Source organism: Shewanella sp. VB17, from assembly GCF_013248905.1.
GTDB lineage: Bacteria > Pseudomonadota > Gammaproteobacteria > Enterobacterales > Shewanellaceae > Shewanella.
In genome coordinates this window covers 263405-279146 of the sequence record NZ_JABRVS010000001.1, presented here as the reverse complement: position 1 = coordinate 279146, position 15742 = coordinate 263405, and the positions used below count along the sequence as shown (strand labels likewise).

The 15742-nt window shown below is 39.2% G+C and carries 14 protein-coding genes; 11 read left to right on the top strand and 3 right to left on the bottom strand.

The window, feature by feature from the left end:
• Positions 1-18: 18 nt before the first annotated feature.
• Positions 19-2169 carry a fatty acid oxidation complex subunit alpha FadB gene (gene fadB, locus HQQ94_RS01215; protein ID WP_173292721.1) on the bottom strand — a complete coding sequence of 717 codons (2151 nt, stop codon included), beginning with the start codon at positions 2167-2169 and terminating at the stop codon, positions 19-21.
• Between the two features lie 241 nt (positions 2170-2410).
• On the opposite strand from fadB, the gene pepQ reads away from it, so the two are divergent.
• From pepQ to HQQ94_RS01190, 5 genes are all read left to right on the top strand, one after another.
• Positions 2411-3730 carry a Xaa-Pro dipeptidase gene (gene pepQ, locus HQQ94_RS01210; protein ID WP_173292720.1) on the top strand — a complete coding sequence of 440 codons (1320 nt, stop codon included), beginning with the start codon at positions 2411-2413 and terminating at the stop codon, positions 3728-3730.
• Positions 3731-3797: 67 nt separating this feature from the next.
• The gene (locus HQQ94_RS01205) at positions 3798-4418 is read left to right on the top strand and encodes a YigZ family protein (protein WP_173296465.1); all 621 of its coding nucleotides are present in this window, start codon (positions 3798-3800) and stop codon (positions 4416-4418) included.
• Between the two features lie 103 nt (positions 4419-4521).
• Complete coding sequence (locus HQQ94_RS01200; protein ID WP_173292719.1) at positions 4522-5979, top strand: TrkH family potassium uptake protein; 1458 nt, start codon at positions 4522-4524, stop codon at positions 5977-5979.
• Positions 5980-6034: 55 nt separating this feature from the next.
• The gene (hemG, locus tag HQQ94_RS01195) at positions 6035-6562 is read left to right on the top strand and encodes a menaquinone-dependent protoporphyrinogen IX dehydrogenase (protein WP_173292718.1); all 528 of its coding nucleotides are present in this window, start codon (positions 6035-6037) and stop codon (positions 6560-6562) included.
• 140 nt (positions 6563-6702) lie between these two features.
• Positions 6703-7494 carry an ABC transporter substrate-binding protein gene (locus HQQ94_RS01190; RefSeq protein WP_173292717.1) on the top strand — a complete coding sequence of 264 codons (792 nt, stop codon included), beginning with the start codon at positions 6703-6705 and terminating at the stop codon, positions 7492-7494.
• 53 nt (positions 7495-7547) lie between these two features.
• On the opposite strand, the gene HQQ94_RS01185 is transcribed toward HQQ94_RS01190, so the two are convergent.
• Positions 7548-8627 carry a PotD/PotF family extracellular solute-binding protein gene (locus tag HQQ94_RS01185; protein WP_217273974.1) on the bottom strand — a complete coding sequence of 360 codons (1080 nt, stop codon included), beginning with the start codon at positions 8625-8627 and terminating at the stop codon, positions 7548-7550.
• Positions 8628-8876: 249 nt separating this feature from the next.
• Between HQQ94_RS01185 and HQQ94_RS01180 the strand changes: the two genes are divergently transcribed.
• Positions 8877-9155, top strand: a complete 279-nt coding sequence (locus HQQ94_RS01180; protein WP_173292716.1) for a transposase — start codon at positions 8877-8879, stop codon at positions 9153-9155.
• Here the strand turns inward: HQQ94_RS01180 and HQQ94_RS01175 are convergent.
• Positions 9111-10061 carry a LysR family transcriptional regulator gene (locus HQQ94_RS01175; protein WP_173292715.1) on the bottom strand — a complete coding sequence of 317 codons (951 nt, stop codon included), beginning with the start codon at positions 10059-10061 and terminating at the stop codon, positions 9111-9113. The two genes, HQQ94_RS01180 and HQQ94_RS01175, sit on opposite strands and share 45 nt — an antisense overlap.
• Before the next feature lie 52 nt (positions 10062-10113).
• Here HQQ94_RS01175 and HQQ94_RS01170 point away from each other — a divergent pair, with 52 nt between their 5' ends.
• The 5 genes from HQQ94_RS01170 (at position 10114) to HQQ94_RS01150 (ending at position 15734) form a co-directional block, all read left to right on the top strand.
• Positions 10114-11097, top strand: a complete 984-nt coding sequence (locus tag HQQ94_RS01170) for an aldo/keto reductase (RefSeq protein ID WP_173292714.1) — start codon at positions 10114-10116, stop codon at positions 11095-11097.
• 237 nt (positions 11098-11334) lie between these two features.
• Complete coding sequence (gene mioC, locus HQQ94_RS01165) at positions 11335-11775, top strand: FMN-binding protein MioC (RefSeq protein WP_173292713.1); 441 nt, start codon at positions 11335-11337, stop codon at positions 11773-11775.
• Between the two features lie 458 nt (positions 11776-12233).
• A complete protein-coding gene (gene mnmG / locus HQQ94_RS01160; RefSeq protein WP_173292712.1) occupies positions 12234-14126 on the top strand; it encodes a tRNA uridine-5-carboxymethylaminomethyl(34) synthesis enzyme MnmG in 1893 nt (630 codons plus the stop codon).
• Positions 14127-14231: 105 nt separating this feature from the next.
• Complete coding sequence (gene rsmG / locus HQQ94_RS01155; protein WP_173292711.1) at positions 14232-14852, top strand: 16S rRNA (guanine(527)-N(7))-methyltransferase RsmG; 621 nt, start codon at positions 14232-14234, stop codon at positions 14850-14852.
• 90 nt (positions 14853-14942) lie between these two features.
• Positions 14943-15734 (top strand): ParA family protein, encoded by a 792-nt coding sequence (locus tag HQQ94_RS01150; protein WP_173292710.1) that lies wholly within the window; start codon positions 14943-14945, stop codon positions 15732-15734.
• Positions 15735-15742 lie beyond the last annotated feature (8 nt).

Below are 15742 nucleotides of genomic sequence, written 5' to 3'. Positions count from 1 at the left end.
TCTATTCCTTCCCACTTATTAAACCTGGTAGTAGCTGCCATTATTAGCGGCAAGTTCACGCATTGCATCAGTCGCTTGATACAGTTCACCCAAATGAGCATATTTATCAGCAAGAGTAACGAAATTCGCGATCCCCATCGTATCAATATAGCGGAATACACCCCCCTTGAATGGTGGGAAGCCAAGGCCCAATACCAGTCCCATATCTGCTTCAGCTGGCGTAGCAATAATACCCTCTTCGAGACAGCGAACTGTTTCAATGATCATGGGGATCATAGTACGTGCAATAATTTCATCGGATTCAAATTCAGTTAGCTTGCCAAATTCAGCACCTAATAACTCATAGCTGATTGGATCGATATCTTTCTTTGGTTTACCGCGGCGATCGACAGAATAGGTATAGAAACCTTTACCATTTTTCTGTCCGAAGCGTTCTTGCTCGAACATCACACTAATTGCATCTTTACTGCTGCGGCCCATACGATCTGGGAAGCCTTCAGCCATCACATTTTGAGCATGGTGACCGGTATCAATACCAACAACATCAAGTAAGTATGCAGGACCCATAGGCCAACCAAATTGTTTTTCCATCACTTTATCGATAGCGGCAAAATCAGCACCATCGGCAAGTAGACCACTGAAGCCGACAAAGTAAGGAAAGAGTACGCGGTTAACGAAAAAACCTGGGCAGTCATTAACGACAATTGGGGTTTTTCCCATTTTGGTAGCATAAGCAACAACCGATGCTATGGTTTCTTCTGAACTATGCTCACCACGAATAATCTCTACAAGTGGCATTTTATGTACCGGATTAAAGAAGTGCATGCCACAAAAACGTTCAGGCTTTTCGAGGCTTTTTGCGAGTAAGTTAATTGAGATTGTTGAAGTGTTTGATGTGATGATGGCATCGGGTGAAACATGCTGTTCAACTTCAGCAAGAACCGTGGATTTAACTTTGGGGTGCTCGACAACGGCTTCAACCACAACATCTACATCTTTAATTGCAGTGTAATCTAGCGTAGCCGTAATATTATTAAGCACTTTTGCCATTTTTTCTGGTGTTGAACGGCCACGTTTTATCTGTGATGTCAGTAGCTTAGAAGCTACATCTAGACCAAGTTCCAGTGCTGGCTGTGCAATGTCTTTCATTACAATGGGGGTGCCTTTGCTGGCACTTTGGTAAGCGATACCACCACCCATAATGCCGGCACCAAGCACTGCTGCAGTGTCGAGTTTTTTAGCTAGTGACGCCGCTTTCTTTGCTTTACTCTTAACAAATTGATTGTTAAGAAAAATACCGATTAATGCTTGAGCGGCATCAGTTTTTGCTAACGTGATAAAGGCCTGATGCTCTATTTTTAGTGCCTCAGCACGTTCACAGGTAGCTGCTTGCTCGATCACATCAATGACAGCCATCGGCGCTGGGTAGTGTTTGCCTGCTATCTTAAATACCATGCCTTTGGCTGTAGCGAATGACATCATAGCTTCAAGTTTTGGTAGGTTAAGCCGAGCTTGCTTTTTAGCACGACGATCCTGCCAACTGAGTTTTTCTGCAAGTGCTTCTTTGAGCATGGCAATAGCCGATGCCTCTAAATTTTCCGAAGCGACAATGGCGTCGATAGCACCAACTTGCAGTGCCGCTTCTGGTTGGTGATTTTTACCCGTGGTGATCCATTCAAGGGCATTATCTGCACCAATTAGACGAGGCAAGCGGACTGTACCGCCAAAACCTGGCATTATTCCTAGTTTTGTTTCAGGGAGGCCTAGTTTAGCGGTGGTATCTGCAATGCGGAAATCGGTTGCGAGTACGGTCTCAAATCCTCCACCTAATGCAAAACCGTTAATGGCCGAAATAGTTGGGAACGGTAAATCTTCAATTTTATTGAAAACCACGTTCGCTTGAGTGATCCAAGAAAGAAGTATGCTCTCTTCTTGAGAAAATAAACCAAGAAACTCAGTGATATCAGCACCGACAATAAAGGCCGATTTTGCTGATGTGAGGACAAGAGCTTGAATGCTAGCGTCTTGCTTAATTGCATCTAATGCAGCGTCGAGAGAGTCTAATGTCTCTTTGTCTAACTTATTGACAGAGCCAGTTGCGTTAAAGCATAACCGAGCAATATTGTCTTCAAGTAACTCAACCTGAATTGTAGGACTTTGGTAGATCATTGCGTGCTTCCTTTTGCGTGATACATGCCTTTCATTGTATGTTCTGGGGGTAACGTCGCTATCTCACAGCAGGCCATCATTTGACCGCACTAAGTCTCAGTGTGCTTCTAAAATGAAAAAATTACAACACCAATTTAAACAGGTGTTTGATTTTTTCATAGTAGAGTGATTTTTATACTTTATGGTAGACTGTTTTAATTACAGATTTTAAAGAGTTAGAACTAACAATGGGAAATAGCATATGGATCAGCAAGCTAATCATTTCGAATCTCATATAGCGGAGTTAAATCGTCGTGTTGCAGAGATTATCTCACGTGAAAAAATATCTGGTTTGGTGATTCATTCAGGCCAACCTCATAGACAATTCCTCGATGATTTGGATTATCCGTTTAAAGTTAATCCTCACTTTAAAGCTTGGTTGCCACTATTAGACAATCCCCATTGTTGGTTACTGGTCAATGGCCGAGACAAACCTCAGTTAATCTTTTATCGTCCGGTAGATTTTTGGCATAAGGTGGATGAACTTCCAGATGCTTTTTGGATTGAACATGTGGAGATCAAATTGTTGAGTAAGGCTGATAAAGTGGCTGAATTACTACCCAATGATCTGACCCATTGGGCTTATATTGGTGAACATTTAGATGTTGCAGAAGTACTCGGCTTTAAAACCCGTAATCCTGATGCTGTGATAAGCTATTTACACTACCATAGAGCGAGTAAAACATTGTATGAATTGACTTGTATGCGCAAATCTAATGAGATTGCTATTCAAGGTCATATCGCTGCTAAAAATGCGTTTTTCAATGGTGGTAGTGAATTTGAAATCCAGCAACAATATTTAACAGCCACTAATCAGGGTGAAAATGAAGTCCCCTATGGAAATATTATTGCACTAAATGAAAACGCGTCTATTTTACATTACACCAAGTTGGCGTCTCAACGCCCTGATAATCGCTATTCTTTTCTTATTGATGCAGGAGCTAATTTTTTCGGCTATGCCTCAGACATAACCAGAACCTATGCGTTTGAAAAAAACATCTTTAGCGAACTGATTGAGGCAATGGACAGAATGCAGCTTGAGCTTGTTGCCATGATGCGTCCAGGGATTAAATATGTAGACTTACACATTCTGACTCATCAGAAAATAGCTAAAATTTTAGTGGATTTTGATATTGTCTCTGGTGATTTACAAGGATTAATAGAACAAGGAATAACCAGTGTTTTCTTTCCCCATGGTTTAGGTCATATGTTAGGTCTTCAGGTTCATGATGTAGGAGGTTTTTTACATGATGAACGCGGTACTCACATTGCCGCGCCTGATGCACATCCATTTTTACGATGTACCCGAACGTTAGCTGTTAATCAAGTGTTGACTATAGAGCCTGGTCTTTACATTATCGATTCTCTACTTGATGGATTAAAACAGGATAATCGTCAGAGTCAAATTAACTGGAAAACAGTTGATCAATTACGTCCGTTTGGTGGAATAAGAATTGAAGATAATGTCATTGTTCATGTTGATCGTAATGAGAACATAACCAGAGATTGTGGTTTACATTAAGTAGCTGCAAAACATTTAAATTTATTGATGTGCTATTGGCTATTAATGATACAAGAGAGTGGCAATATTGACTGACAGTTATCAGATCCCATCCGCAGAGTTAATAATTGAAGAGGAGATAAAGCACAGTCGATTTATTTCTTTTATTTTCCACTGTCAGTCATACGAAGAGATTAAGTGTGCACTCACTAACATTAAAACGCGTTATCCTGCAGCGAGTCATTATTGCTATGCTTTTATTGCACAAAATCCGACTAACACTGTTGCAATGGGATCCAGTGATGACGGTGAGCCGACAGGCAGTGCAGGTCGACCTATGTTGGCAACTTTACAAGGGGCTAATGTGGGGGAAATAGGTGCAATTGTTGTTCGTTATTTTGGCGGAACAAAACTTGGTGTAGGTGGGTTGGTTAGAGCTTATAGCTCAGGATTAAAGCAAGGTCTCACTCAATTGCAGACTCAGCTAAAACAAATCCGTTATTCCGGCTCTCTGATTTGTGAATATAGTCAGCTAAAAGATGTTGAGCATCTTTTAGCTCAATATGACGCAGTAGTAGAAGCACGAGATTTCATGGAGAAAGTAACCTTAAGCTTTGCTATCCCTAAGCGATTTAAAACAGAATTAAATCTGAATTTAGCGAGTATTAGTCAAGGCAGCTTAATGGCTAAGTTTGATTTACTTGAATAAGAGATATTTTGATTACTTGTTTCTGTGATGGGTAACAAAAATATGAGAAACTAGCCGAGTGGCCGGATTGTCACGTATCAATTACGGACGTTATATAACCTCAATGCAATATAGAACAATAATAAGAATCACCGGTTTATTAATGGGATTATTTTCATTATCTCTACTTCCTCCGGCACTGATCGCTGTGATTTATAAAGACGGTGGCGGAACAGCCTTTATACAAGCATTTTGTCTCAGTCTATTTCTTGGTTTTATGCTTTGGTACCCCAATCGCAGGCATAAAAAAGATCTACGAACTCGAGAAGGTTTTCTTCTAGTTGTACTCTTCTGGGCAGTGCTGGGTTCTATTGGTGCTGTACCTTTTATCTTTACCAGTCAACCTGATCTTAGTATCACTGACAGTTTTTTTGAATCGTTTTCAGCATTAACCACGACAGGTGCCACTGTCATTGTTGGTCTAGACTCTCTGCCTAAAGCTATCTTGTTTTATCGTCATCTATTACAGTGGTTAGGCGGGATGGGGATTATTGTATTAGCTGTCGCCATTTTACCGATGCTGGGGATTGGCGGAATGCAGTTGTATAGAGCTGAAATGCCTGGACCTGTTAAAGATAGCAAAATGACACCTAGAATTGCCGAGACAGCTAAAGCACTGTGGTATATCTACTTCGCATTAACTATCGCTTGTGCATTCTGTTACTGGGTAGCTGGAATGGATGTCTTTGATGCCATCTGCCATTCATTTTCAACCATAGCTATTGGTGGTTTTTCTACTCACGATGCTAGTATGGGGTACTTTGATAGTACTGCAATCAATATGGTGTGTGTGGTATTTCTATTGATCGCCGCACTAAACTTTAGCCTACATTTTGCTGCGTTTACTCGGCGAGGTATTAATCTTAAAATTTATTTTAAAGATGCAGAATTTAAAGCACTCATTGCAGTTCAGTTGGCGCTAACCGCAATATGTTTCGCGACCCTTTATCATTCAGATATCTATGACTCACCGGAACAAACTTTAGACTTTGCCTTATTTCAGGCTGTCTCTATTTCAACTACCGCAGGTTTTGGTACCGAGAGCTTCCACATGTGGCCGCTTTTTTTGCCTATGTTGCTTATCTTTTCGAGTTTTATTGGTGGCTGCGGTGGTTCGACAGCCGGAGGCATCAAGGTCATACGTATGATTTTGCTTTTAAAGCAAGGTTCGAGAGAGTTAAAGCGTCTGGTTCACCCAAGAGGCATGTTCTCTATCCGTATTGGGGATAAGGCATTACCAGATAGGATTATTGATGCCGTTTGGGGCTTTTTTTCTGCTTATGCGCTAGTTTTTGTGGTTTGTATGTTGTTACTAATGGCCATGGGAGTTGACGATATTACCGCTTTTAGTGCGACAGTGGCTTGTTTGAATAATTTAGGTCCAGGACTCGGTGAGGTAGCGAGTAACTATGGCAGTATAAGCGACGGAGCTAAATGGGTGTTGTTACTTGCGATGTTATTTGGTCGCCTTGAAGTGTTTACTTTATTAGTGTTATTCACACCAACGTTCTGGAAAAACTAAGGTTAATAAATTTATTTTTTACACTTTACTTTACTGACATTATTAGGGGAAATTAATGAGCAAAACTTTAATTATCTACTCAACGACCGACGGGCAAACACACGCAATTTGCACGTTAATGAAACAGGTTAACCAAGCATCAGATAATGATACAAAACTGGTTTCATTAGAAGAGGCGCAAGAATTGAACTTAGCTGATTTTGATAAAATAATGATTGGTGCCAGTATTCGATATGGTAAACATAAACCTGAATTATACCAGTACATTAATCGTCATCACACAATATTGAATGCTAAGAAAAATAGCTTTTTTAACGTCAATCTCGTGGCCAGAAAACCAGAAAAAAATACGCCAGAAACGAACCCTTATATGAAAAAGTTTCTTGAGTTATCACTTTGGAAGCCACAACAGCTGGGGGTATTCGCAGGTAAACTTGATTACCCTAAATACCGTTTCCTTGATAAAAGCATGATACGTTTTATTATGTGGATGACTAAGGGGCCTACAGACACCAGTGGTACCTTTGAATTTACCGATTGGCAGCAGGTTGAAGAGTTTGGTAAGGCCTTTTCTGAGCGATAATGAATCTTAGGATTTTGAAAATGAGGTTGATCACATTTGCCAGTGTTAGGCTTCTGGCTAAGTTTTATTGCTATCTATTCTTCTTTTCACCACTTTTAGAGCCATAATATAATCATTGTTCATACAGAGATCTAAATAAAGTGATTAGTAAAAAAGCACTTTTTTTTATTATCAGTATTCCATTTTCATTAGTATGGTCCACCTATGCCAATCAGGAACTGAAAATTTATGCAGAAGATGCACTACCATTAAGCTTTATCAACAAGCAAGGGGAACCAGATGGACTTGCTGTTAAGGTCGTTGAAGACATATTGAAGAGGATTAAAAGTCAGAGTATTGTCCAAGTTGTTCCTTGGGCAAGAGGGTGGCTGATGGTGAGTAATGAACCTAACTCTGTTTTGTTTACGATGTCTCATTCCAGTGAGCGCGAAGAAAAATTTACCTTACTAGGCCCGCTGATGATTGGGGAGCTTAATCTCTATTCATTAAAATCTAATAATATCTCTTTTAGCAACGTAGTAAATATAGAAACATATAATAAAATAGCTCTTCTGCGTTCAGGTATTTGTACATCAGTTCTCAATTCATCTGGAATTAATGTGGATTTTACTCATGTAACAAATGATGTCCAAGCTGTAAAAATGACAGCAATTAAGCGTGTAGACTATTTTTGTTCTTTTAATTACTTAGTCGCTAATATTATTAATGATGCAGGTTATAATATTGACCAATTTACACCATCTTACCTTTTGCAAAATGATAAAAGCTATATCGCCTTTTCAAAAGGAACCAATGTTGAAATAATTAAATTATGGCAAAAAGCAATGATAGAAATGATCGAAGATGGAACCATGAAAGATATGTTTAGCGAGTGGCTCCCAGGCGTCAAGGTACCTGACTATATTGAAATTCTGGGTGGCTCACTTGAATAGTGAAATATCCGTAAGTTATTATAAAATAATGACTGATTATTAACTTTATTATTTTATTGCTTCGTTTGATCCATCGCATTTTTAGACATTATAAACATAATATTATCAGCGGTTCTTTGGTATGGAGGCCAGAACATATCTTGCACAAAAAAACCTTGGTCACTTGCTGATTGATACTTTAAAGATGCACTAATCATTCCTAAATCATTCACTAGCCGTTTTTGAACTTTATCTCCGATAAAATAATTAGTAAATATTTCAGCAGCCTCCAATTTACGTCCTGTTAAATCTTTATGAAAATTAATCGTATCCATCCATACTGTATTTCCTTCTTCAAAATTAATGAGTTGCCAGTGACCACCAGATCTATTTGCTGCAAATGCACCAATACCGTACGATGCTACAATGTGTAAATTTTTATTCTCAAAATCAGGCCCACTAGTCCAATAATAACCAACTTGATTGTAAAGTGCGTTAAGCTTACTTTGTAACTCTCCATTAGCTTGCTCTTTTACTAATTCCTTTCGACTCAAGTCATTAAGAAAGAAAGCTTTCTTCCCGAGCATGAGTGATGCGATTGCTATATTGGGTTGGATCTGCCCCTTGGTTAATGAGAGCCTATTTTGCCATCTTGGCTTTAGTAAATCATTAAGGCTACGAGGTAAATCAGACTGATTCAATTGGCTCATATCCGCCCAAAAACCATATGCTCCACCTCCCCATGGTAAGTAAAGTGTTTTTTCATTTTCCACTCCCATAGATACATTAAGCATTAAAGGGTCTAAATACTGGTAATTTGATAACCTTGGTGAGTTTATGTCGATCCCTTGCAATAATTGTGCAGTTTTACCTTTTTGCATTTTGATGTAGTTTAATGTCAGAAAACTGATATCTGCTTTTCCGGCTCTGAGAATGTTGAACATTTGTTCTGGTCCTTCAGCCCACTCTGGAATAACATAAATTTCATATTCGTAACCTCTTTCTTTTAAAATATCGTTAACCTCCTGAACTTCATAAGGTTCTACGTATCCTTCCCAAGTTAATACATTGATTCTTTCACCAGCAATAAGTCCTACAGACATTAAAAGAGATACAGATAGTAAAAAGCCAATATTTAGGGTTAATATATCCATATCAGAAGCTCCTTTATCACCCAATCTTACATTATTATAAATTACGCACCTTAAATTATAACGTAAGTTTCGGAATTAAAACAAATCAAAAAAAACAAAATTAAAACATTGATTAATAAGGTTTTAATTAATTAAAGGTATAACCTTTTCCTTAACCAAAAGACTTCATATGGGTCCTGAAGTGGCATAGTTAATTTGGCCACCTAAATAGAGGTGTTATCATGCACCTCATAAACCTTAGGTGACAAAATGACAAAACAAAAAAGACCAACATACTCCGCTGAATTTAAGCTTGAGGCAGCACAATTAGTTGTTGATGGTGAGCACACCTTTTTACTTCTCTTTGATCTAATGGCCATACACCTTAGACGCTTAATGATGATAAGTTTGGCATTATTTGGCTTATTATTAGCTGCTGCATTGGTTGTATTGAGTCCAAAAAATCATGGTTCCACCAGTAGTAAATTCTTGAGCACATTGCCATTACCGACCATGGGCCAGACTTATTGGATTATCCCCATGTTCTAGCCATTTTTTATTCATGTTTATCACATTAACTAAGAAGTCAGCCACAGCTCTTACTCGTTGAGATTGTGCTATATCGGCTTGAACGACGAGATAAATAGGTTGCTCTACGCCTACATTAGATTCAATACATGACAAGCCTGCTTTTTTAGCAATGAAATGAGGCAGTATTGCATGTCCAAGTCCGGCTTGGGTTGCAGCAAGCATTGATGCTAGCGATGTAACGGTTAACCTTGGTAAGTTTCCATTTAACTTAGCTTCGAGCCATTGAGTCCCCGGTAAGTGACGGTGCTGCTCATCCCACATAATAAAGTGGCTTTGTTCGTTAAGGATATTCTTACCTAATGGTCGTTGGCTATAAAGGCCAAAGCCCAGTTTTCCAAGATGACGGAAAGTGACATTTCCCTGAGTGGGCCGTACCATACGAATGGCTAAATCGGCATCACGGCGATGTAAATTAGCCAGTTGAGTATCAGTAATGAGCTCAATCATTAGCTCTGGATAGTTTGCTTGAAATTCAGATAACGCAGGGATTATTATTTCTGTTGCTAAGTTTTCAGCCGTCGCTAAACGCACTTTACCTGATAATAATGAACAAGTATTTAACCCAATGCTTAGTAATGACAATACCGCTTGTTCTATAACCTCAGCTTTTTCCACTAAACCTATTCCATCTTCTGTTAGTTGATAGCCTGATTGCAATCGAATAAACAGAGGGGTACTTAGTGCAGCTTCTAGACGATCTATACGCCTTGAAAGTGTTGTTATCCCTATATTCAGTGACTCAGAAGCAGATGTTAGCGTCCCATATCTGGCTAGAGCCAAAAAGGCTCTGGTGTCATCCCAAACAAATGCTTTTTGTTTTCCAGTAATGAAAAATGGATTTTTATTTTTGTCTAAATATTTCATATTGGGGTTATGGCATCCTTAAGTACTACGTTTGATTAAAGAAGGTTATGTGATGAAAACAAGATTACTGGGTAACGGTTTAGAAGTTTCTTCTCTTGGTTTAGGTTGTATGGGGATGAGTGAGTTTTACGGTGCAAGAGACGACTCAGAGTCACTGATAGTATTAAACAGAGCACTTGAGTTAGGGATAAATTTTTTCGATACCGCCGATACTTATGGTCCACACCATAACGAAGAGCTCATTGGGAAATTGATTAAAAACTCGGGGGCAAATGTTCAAGTGGCCACTAAATTTGGCATTGTGCGTAAGCCCGGAGAGTATAATAGAATACTCGATAACAGTGCAAGCTATGCTCAGAATTCCTGTAATGCATCTTTAAAACGCTTAGGTGTTGATCAAATAGATCTTTATTATGTACATCGCATCAACCCCTTACAGCCTATTGAGGAAACAATGGAAAGCTTGGTGAAACTAAAGCAGCAAGGAAAAATTGCCCATATTGGATTGTGTGAGGTCAGTGCTGATACATTACGCAGAGCCCATGCAGTTCATCCAATTACGGCGGTTCAAAGTGAATATTCATTATGGTCTAGAGAGGTTGAAAAAGATGTTCTGCCAGTATGTCGTGAGCTAGGTGTTGGTTTTGTTCCTTATTCACCTTTAGGTCGTGGTTTTTTATCAGGATTATTCCAAGATCAATCTGAGCTAGCTCAAGATGATGCGAGAATTATTTTACCTCGTTTTTCCCAAAATGCACTGCAAGCCAATTTACCTATCGCTCAAACAGTAGCTGACATGGCTAAAGTTAAAGGGTGTACACAAGCTCAAATTTGTTTAGCTTGGTTACTGTCTAAAGGTGATGATATCGTGCCAATTCCAGGAACGAAAAGAAAAAAGTTTTTGGAAGATAATGCTGAGTCAATCGATATTTTTCTGAGTGTTGATGAGCAAATCATTCTAGAAACTGAGATTGAAAAGTGTGGTGTTATTGGTGAACGCTATCCCCCAGAAGGAATGAAAGGCGTGAATGTATAATGTTACTCCTCATTTAAGTTAGGCAAGCTGACTCTATTTTTCTAATAATCTATTCTACGAGGTGTTCAACCGAGCACTTTAAAGCTCAAGTTATCGCAAGAGATAACTATTTGAACACCACTTTCACATTCCTTACCGTTAAAACGTAATAAATTAAATTTAAGATAAAATAATACCTACTTTCATTTATTATGTGACCGAACAAACTCTGGTAATTTAACTTATAAAGGTATTATCGTGGTAAAAATAGACATTTTAGTCGGCACAACTTTAGGTAATGCCGAGTATGTAGCCGATGAACTAGCTGCTCAATTAGACGCTTCTGGTCATGAAAATCAACTCCATATGAACGCCAAATTGGATGATCTCAACCCAAGATCCTTGTGGTTGATCGTATCATCTACACATGGATCTGGCGATCTTCCAGACAATTTGTCCCCGTTTTTAAGCGAGATCCAGACTAAAAAACCGGATCTAACCAAGACAAATTTTGCCATATGTGCGATCGGAGATTCAAACTATGACACATTTTGTGAAGGGCCAAAAAAATTAGATCGCGTATTACAAGGTTGTGGTGCACAAGTCTATGTGGATAAGATCGAGATCGATGTTCAATCAGATCCTTGCCCCGAAGACCCTGCGCTTGCTTGGTTAAGTCAATGGCAAGATCAACTATAAGATCCAACCTCACGTATAAAACAAGAACAACTCACAGATTAGAATCACTTTACCCACATATTTTAATTTTAAATGATAAAGTTGTGGATAAGGTATTATTTTGATCTGATCAAGCTCTGTATCGATCCACCCTAGATCGGAGCCCAGATCCCCCCTGTGGATAAGTAGCCGATCTATCCCCAAGCTTAAGTCAATTAGATCGTAAACAATCAACAGGATCATTTTAGTGTTAAGTTATGATTAATATAAAGAAATAAGGTTACCCACAGAAAAGTGCGATCCTAATAGTAAACATAATAAAGGATCTATATAAAGATCTTAAGATCTATTAAGCAGATCAAACTTGGATTTCAACAGTAAAATTGATCTTTCATCAAGGAGAGATCAAATGCTAAAATACCCAACTCGAATTAACAGTTTGTTCGTTACCGACTAAAGTTTAAATTTAAGGTTTACTCATGCGTTTTCATGAAAGGTTCGATGTCATCGTTATCGGTGGTGGCCATGCAGGTACTGAAGCGGCGTTAGCTGCTGCAAGAATGGGATCAAAAACCCTGTTGCTGACACACAACATCGATACCTTAGGACAAATGTCGTGCAATCCAGCTATTGGTGGAATTGGCAAAGGGCATTTGGTAAAAGAAATTGATGCTTTAGGCGGCGCAATGGCCATCGCTACTGATTATGCCGGTATTCAATTTAGAACACTGAATTCAAGTAAAGGCCCAGCGGTTAGAGCAACACGTGCTCAAGCCGATAGAGCATTGTATCGTGCTAAAATCCAACAGATTTTACAAAACCAACCAAATCTTAGACTTTTTCAGCAAGCCGTAGATGATGTTATTGTTGAAAATGGTCGTGTTACCGGCGTTGTCACACAAATGGGATTGGCTTTTGAAGCCCCTTCAGTGGTGTTAACCGCAGGGACTTTTTTGAGTGGTAAAATTCACATAGGCATGCAAAATTACAGTGGTGGACGAGCAGGAGATCCGCCCTCGATCGCTTTGGCTGATCGCCTCAGTGAATTGCCGATCCGCATTGGTCGATTAAAAACGGGCACACCACCACGAATTGACGCTAATACGATCAATTTCAAATTAATGAGTGAACAAAAAGGCGATAGTCCACTTCCGGTTATGTCATTTATTGGTGATGTAAGTCAGCATCCTAGGCAGGTCTCTTGTTTTGTGACCCATACCAATGAGAAGACTCATCATATTATTCGTGGTGGTTTAGACAGAAGCCCCATGTATTCTGGACTTATTGAAGGAGTTGGTCCGCGTTATTGTCCTTCTATCGAAGATAAAATTAATCGATTTGCCGATAAATCATCTCATCAGATCTTTATTGAGCCTGAAGGGCTAAATACCAATGAAATATACCCTAATGGGATTTCAACCAGTTTACCTTTTGATGTTCAGTTAAATTTAGTGCGATCGATTCAAGGCATGGAACAAGCTGAGATTATTCGTCCCGGTTATGCAATTGAATATGATTATTTTGATCCTAGAGATCTTAAAAACTCATTAGAGACTAAATCGATCGCTGGGCTTTTCTTTGCAGGACAGATTAACGGCACGACTGGTTATGAAGAAGCTGCTGCTCAAGGTTTGTTAGCTGGGATGAATGCGTCCTTGCAGGTTCAAGGCAAAGATATTTGGTGCCCTCGCCGTGATGAAGCTTATCTTGGGGTGTTGGTTGATGATTTATCAACATTGGGTACAAAAGAACCCTACCGCATGTTCACCAGTCGTGCTGAATATCGTTTGCTGCTACGTGAAGATAATGCTGATCTACGTTTAACCGAAAAAGGCCGTGAATTTGGATTAGTTGATGATGTACGCTGGAGACTGTTTAATGAAAAGCGTGAATCTATTGAACTTGAACTGCAACGTTTGCGCAGTCAGTGGATACATCCAAATTCACCTTTAATTGATGTGTTAAATCCTGAGCTAAATACGCCTCTTTCACGGGAAGCCACTTTTGAGGATTTATTACGTCGTCCTGAAATGGATTATCCAAAATTAATGGCTTTAGAGGGGTTTGGACCAGGAATTGACGATCCACGTGCTGCAGAGCAAGTACAAATTCAAGTTAAATATTCAGGTTATATTCAACGTCAACAAGATGAAATAGATAAAGCTATTCGTAATGAAACTACAGGTTTACCTTTGGATCTCGACTATCAAGAAGTGCCTGGTTTATCGAATGAAGTGATTGCCAAACTTAATGATCATAAGCCTGAAACAATAGGTCAAGCCTCACGTATTTCAGGGATGACACCAGCTGCTATCTCAATTTTGTTGGTTCATTTAAAAAGACGCGGCTTATTACGTAAAAATGCTTCATAAATTAAGTTGATTAGTTTTCAGGGAAGCCATTAGCGCTTCCCTTCGTGTTTCTTGCACTCCATAATGTCTTTAGTGACATTTTTTTAGTTATTAAGGATGAATCCAGTGTTATCTGCCAAATTAGATGAGTATCTCGCTGAAATGAAGCTGTCTGCGACTGCACAGCAGAAAAAACAGCTTATTGGTTTTGTTGAGATGCTTAATAAATGGAATAAGGCTTATAACCTGACTTCAATACGAGATCCTCAGCAAATGTTGATTCGACATATTATGGACAGTTTGACCGTTTCTGAGCACTTGGTAGGTGAGCGTTTTATTGATGTTGGGACTGGACCTGGCTTACCGGGGATCCCACTTGCTATCATGAATCCTGATAAGTCTTTTGTATTGTTAGATAGTTTAGGTAAACGGATCCGTTTTCAAAAACAAGTTCAACATGAGTTAGGTATTAACAATATCAGTTCCGTTGAGAGTAGAGTCGAAGTTTTTGAACCTGAAATTAAATTTGATGGAGTATTAAGTCGTGCATTTGCCTCGATTCAAGATATGCTGCATTGGTGCCATCATTTACCAAATCCAACAGGGTGCTATTATGCACTAAAAGGTCAATTGGCTGATGATGAAATGGCGAATATTCCCGCAGGATTTACAGTGACTGATATTATCGAATTGAAAGTTCCGCATCTCGATGAGCAGAGACATTTATTAAAAGTTATTAAAAGATAATGATAAAGTTGCATTTTTTGTGTAGTTCAAGCAACTTAACTTATATGTTGATCATATTTAACATAAAAAAGCGACATACAGGATGGTATTGTGGGTAAAGTGATTGCTGTAGCTAACCAGAAAGGTGGCGTAGGAAAAACAACAACTTGCGTGAATTTAGCCGCATCTTTAGCCGCCACAAAACGTAAAGTATTACTTATTGATCTCGATCCTCAGGGCAATGCGACCATGGGAAGTGGTATTGATAAGTACAGCGTTGAGAATACGGCATATGAATTGTTGGTCGAAGAAAAACCCTTCGATGAGGTTGTTTATAGAGAAACCAGTGGCAAATATGATCTGATCGCCGGCAATGGTGATGTGACTGCAGTCGAGATCAAGCTGATGGAGTTTTTTGCTCGTGAAATAAGATTAAGAAATGCACTCGCTCCAATTAAAGATGAATACGATTTTATTTTTATTGACTGTCCACCTTCATTGAATATGTTAACAGTGAATGCTATGTCAGCAGCTGATTCTGTTTTAGTACCGATGCAATGTGAGTATTATGCGTTGGAAGGGCTGACAGCTTTAATGGATACCATCAGTAAAATTGGCAGTATGGTAAATCCAGGTCTGCACATTGAAGGAATATTACGTACCATGTACGATCCACGTAATCGTTTGGCCAATGATGTGTCCGATCAGCTTAAACAACATTTTGGCGAAAAAGTATATCGAACTGTTATTCCAAGAAACGTACGTTTAGCTGAAGCGCCTAGTTTTGGCGCTCCAGCCATGTATTATGATAAATCCAGTGCGGGTGCGAAGGCATATTTGTCACTGGCAGGTGAGATTATTCGTCGTGCTGAGCAGCATGATCTTAAGGGTGAGCAAGCTTAAATAAAGGC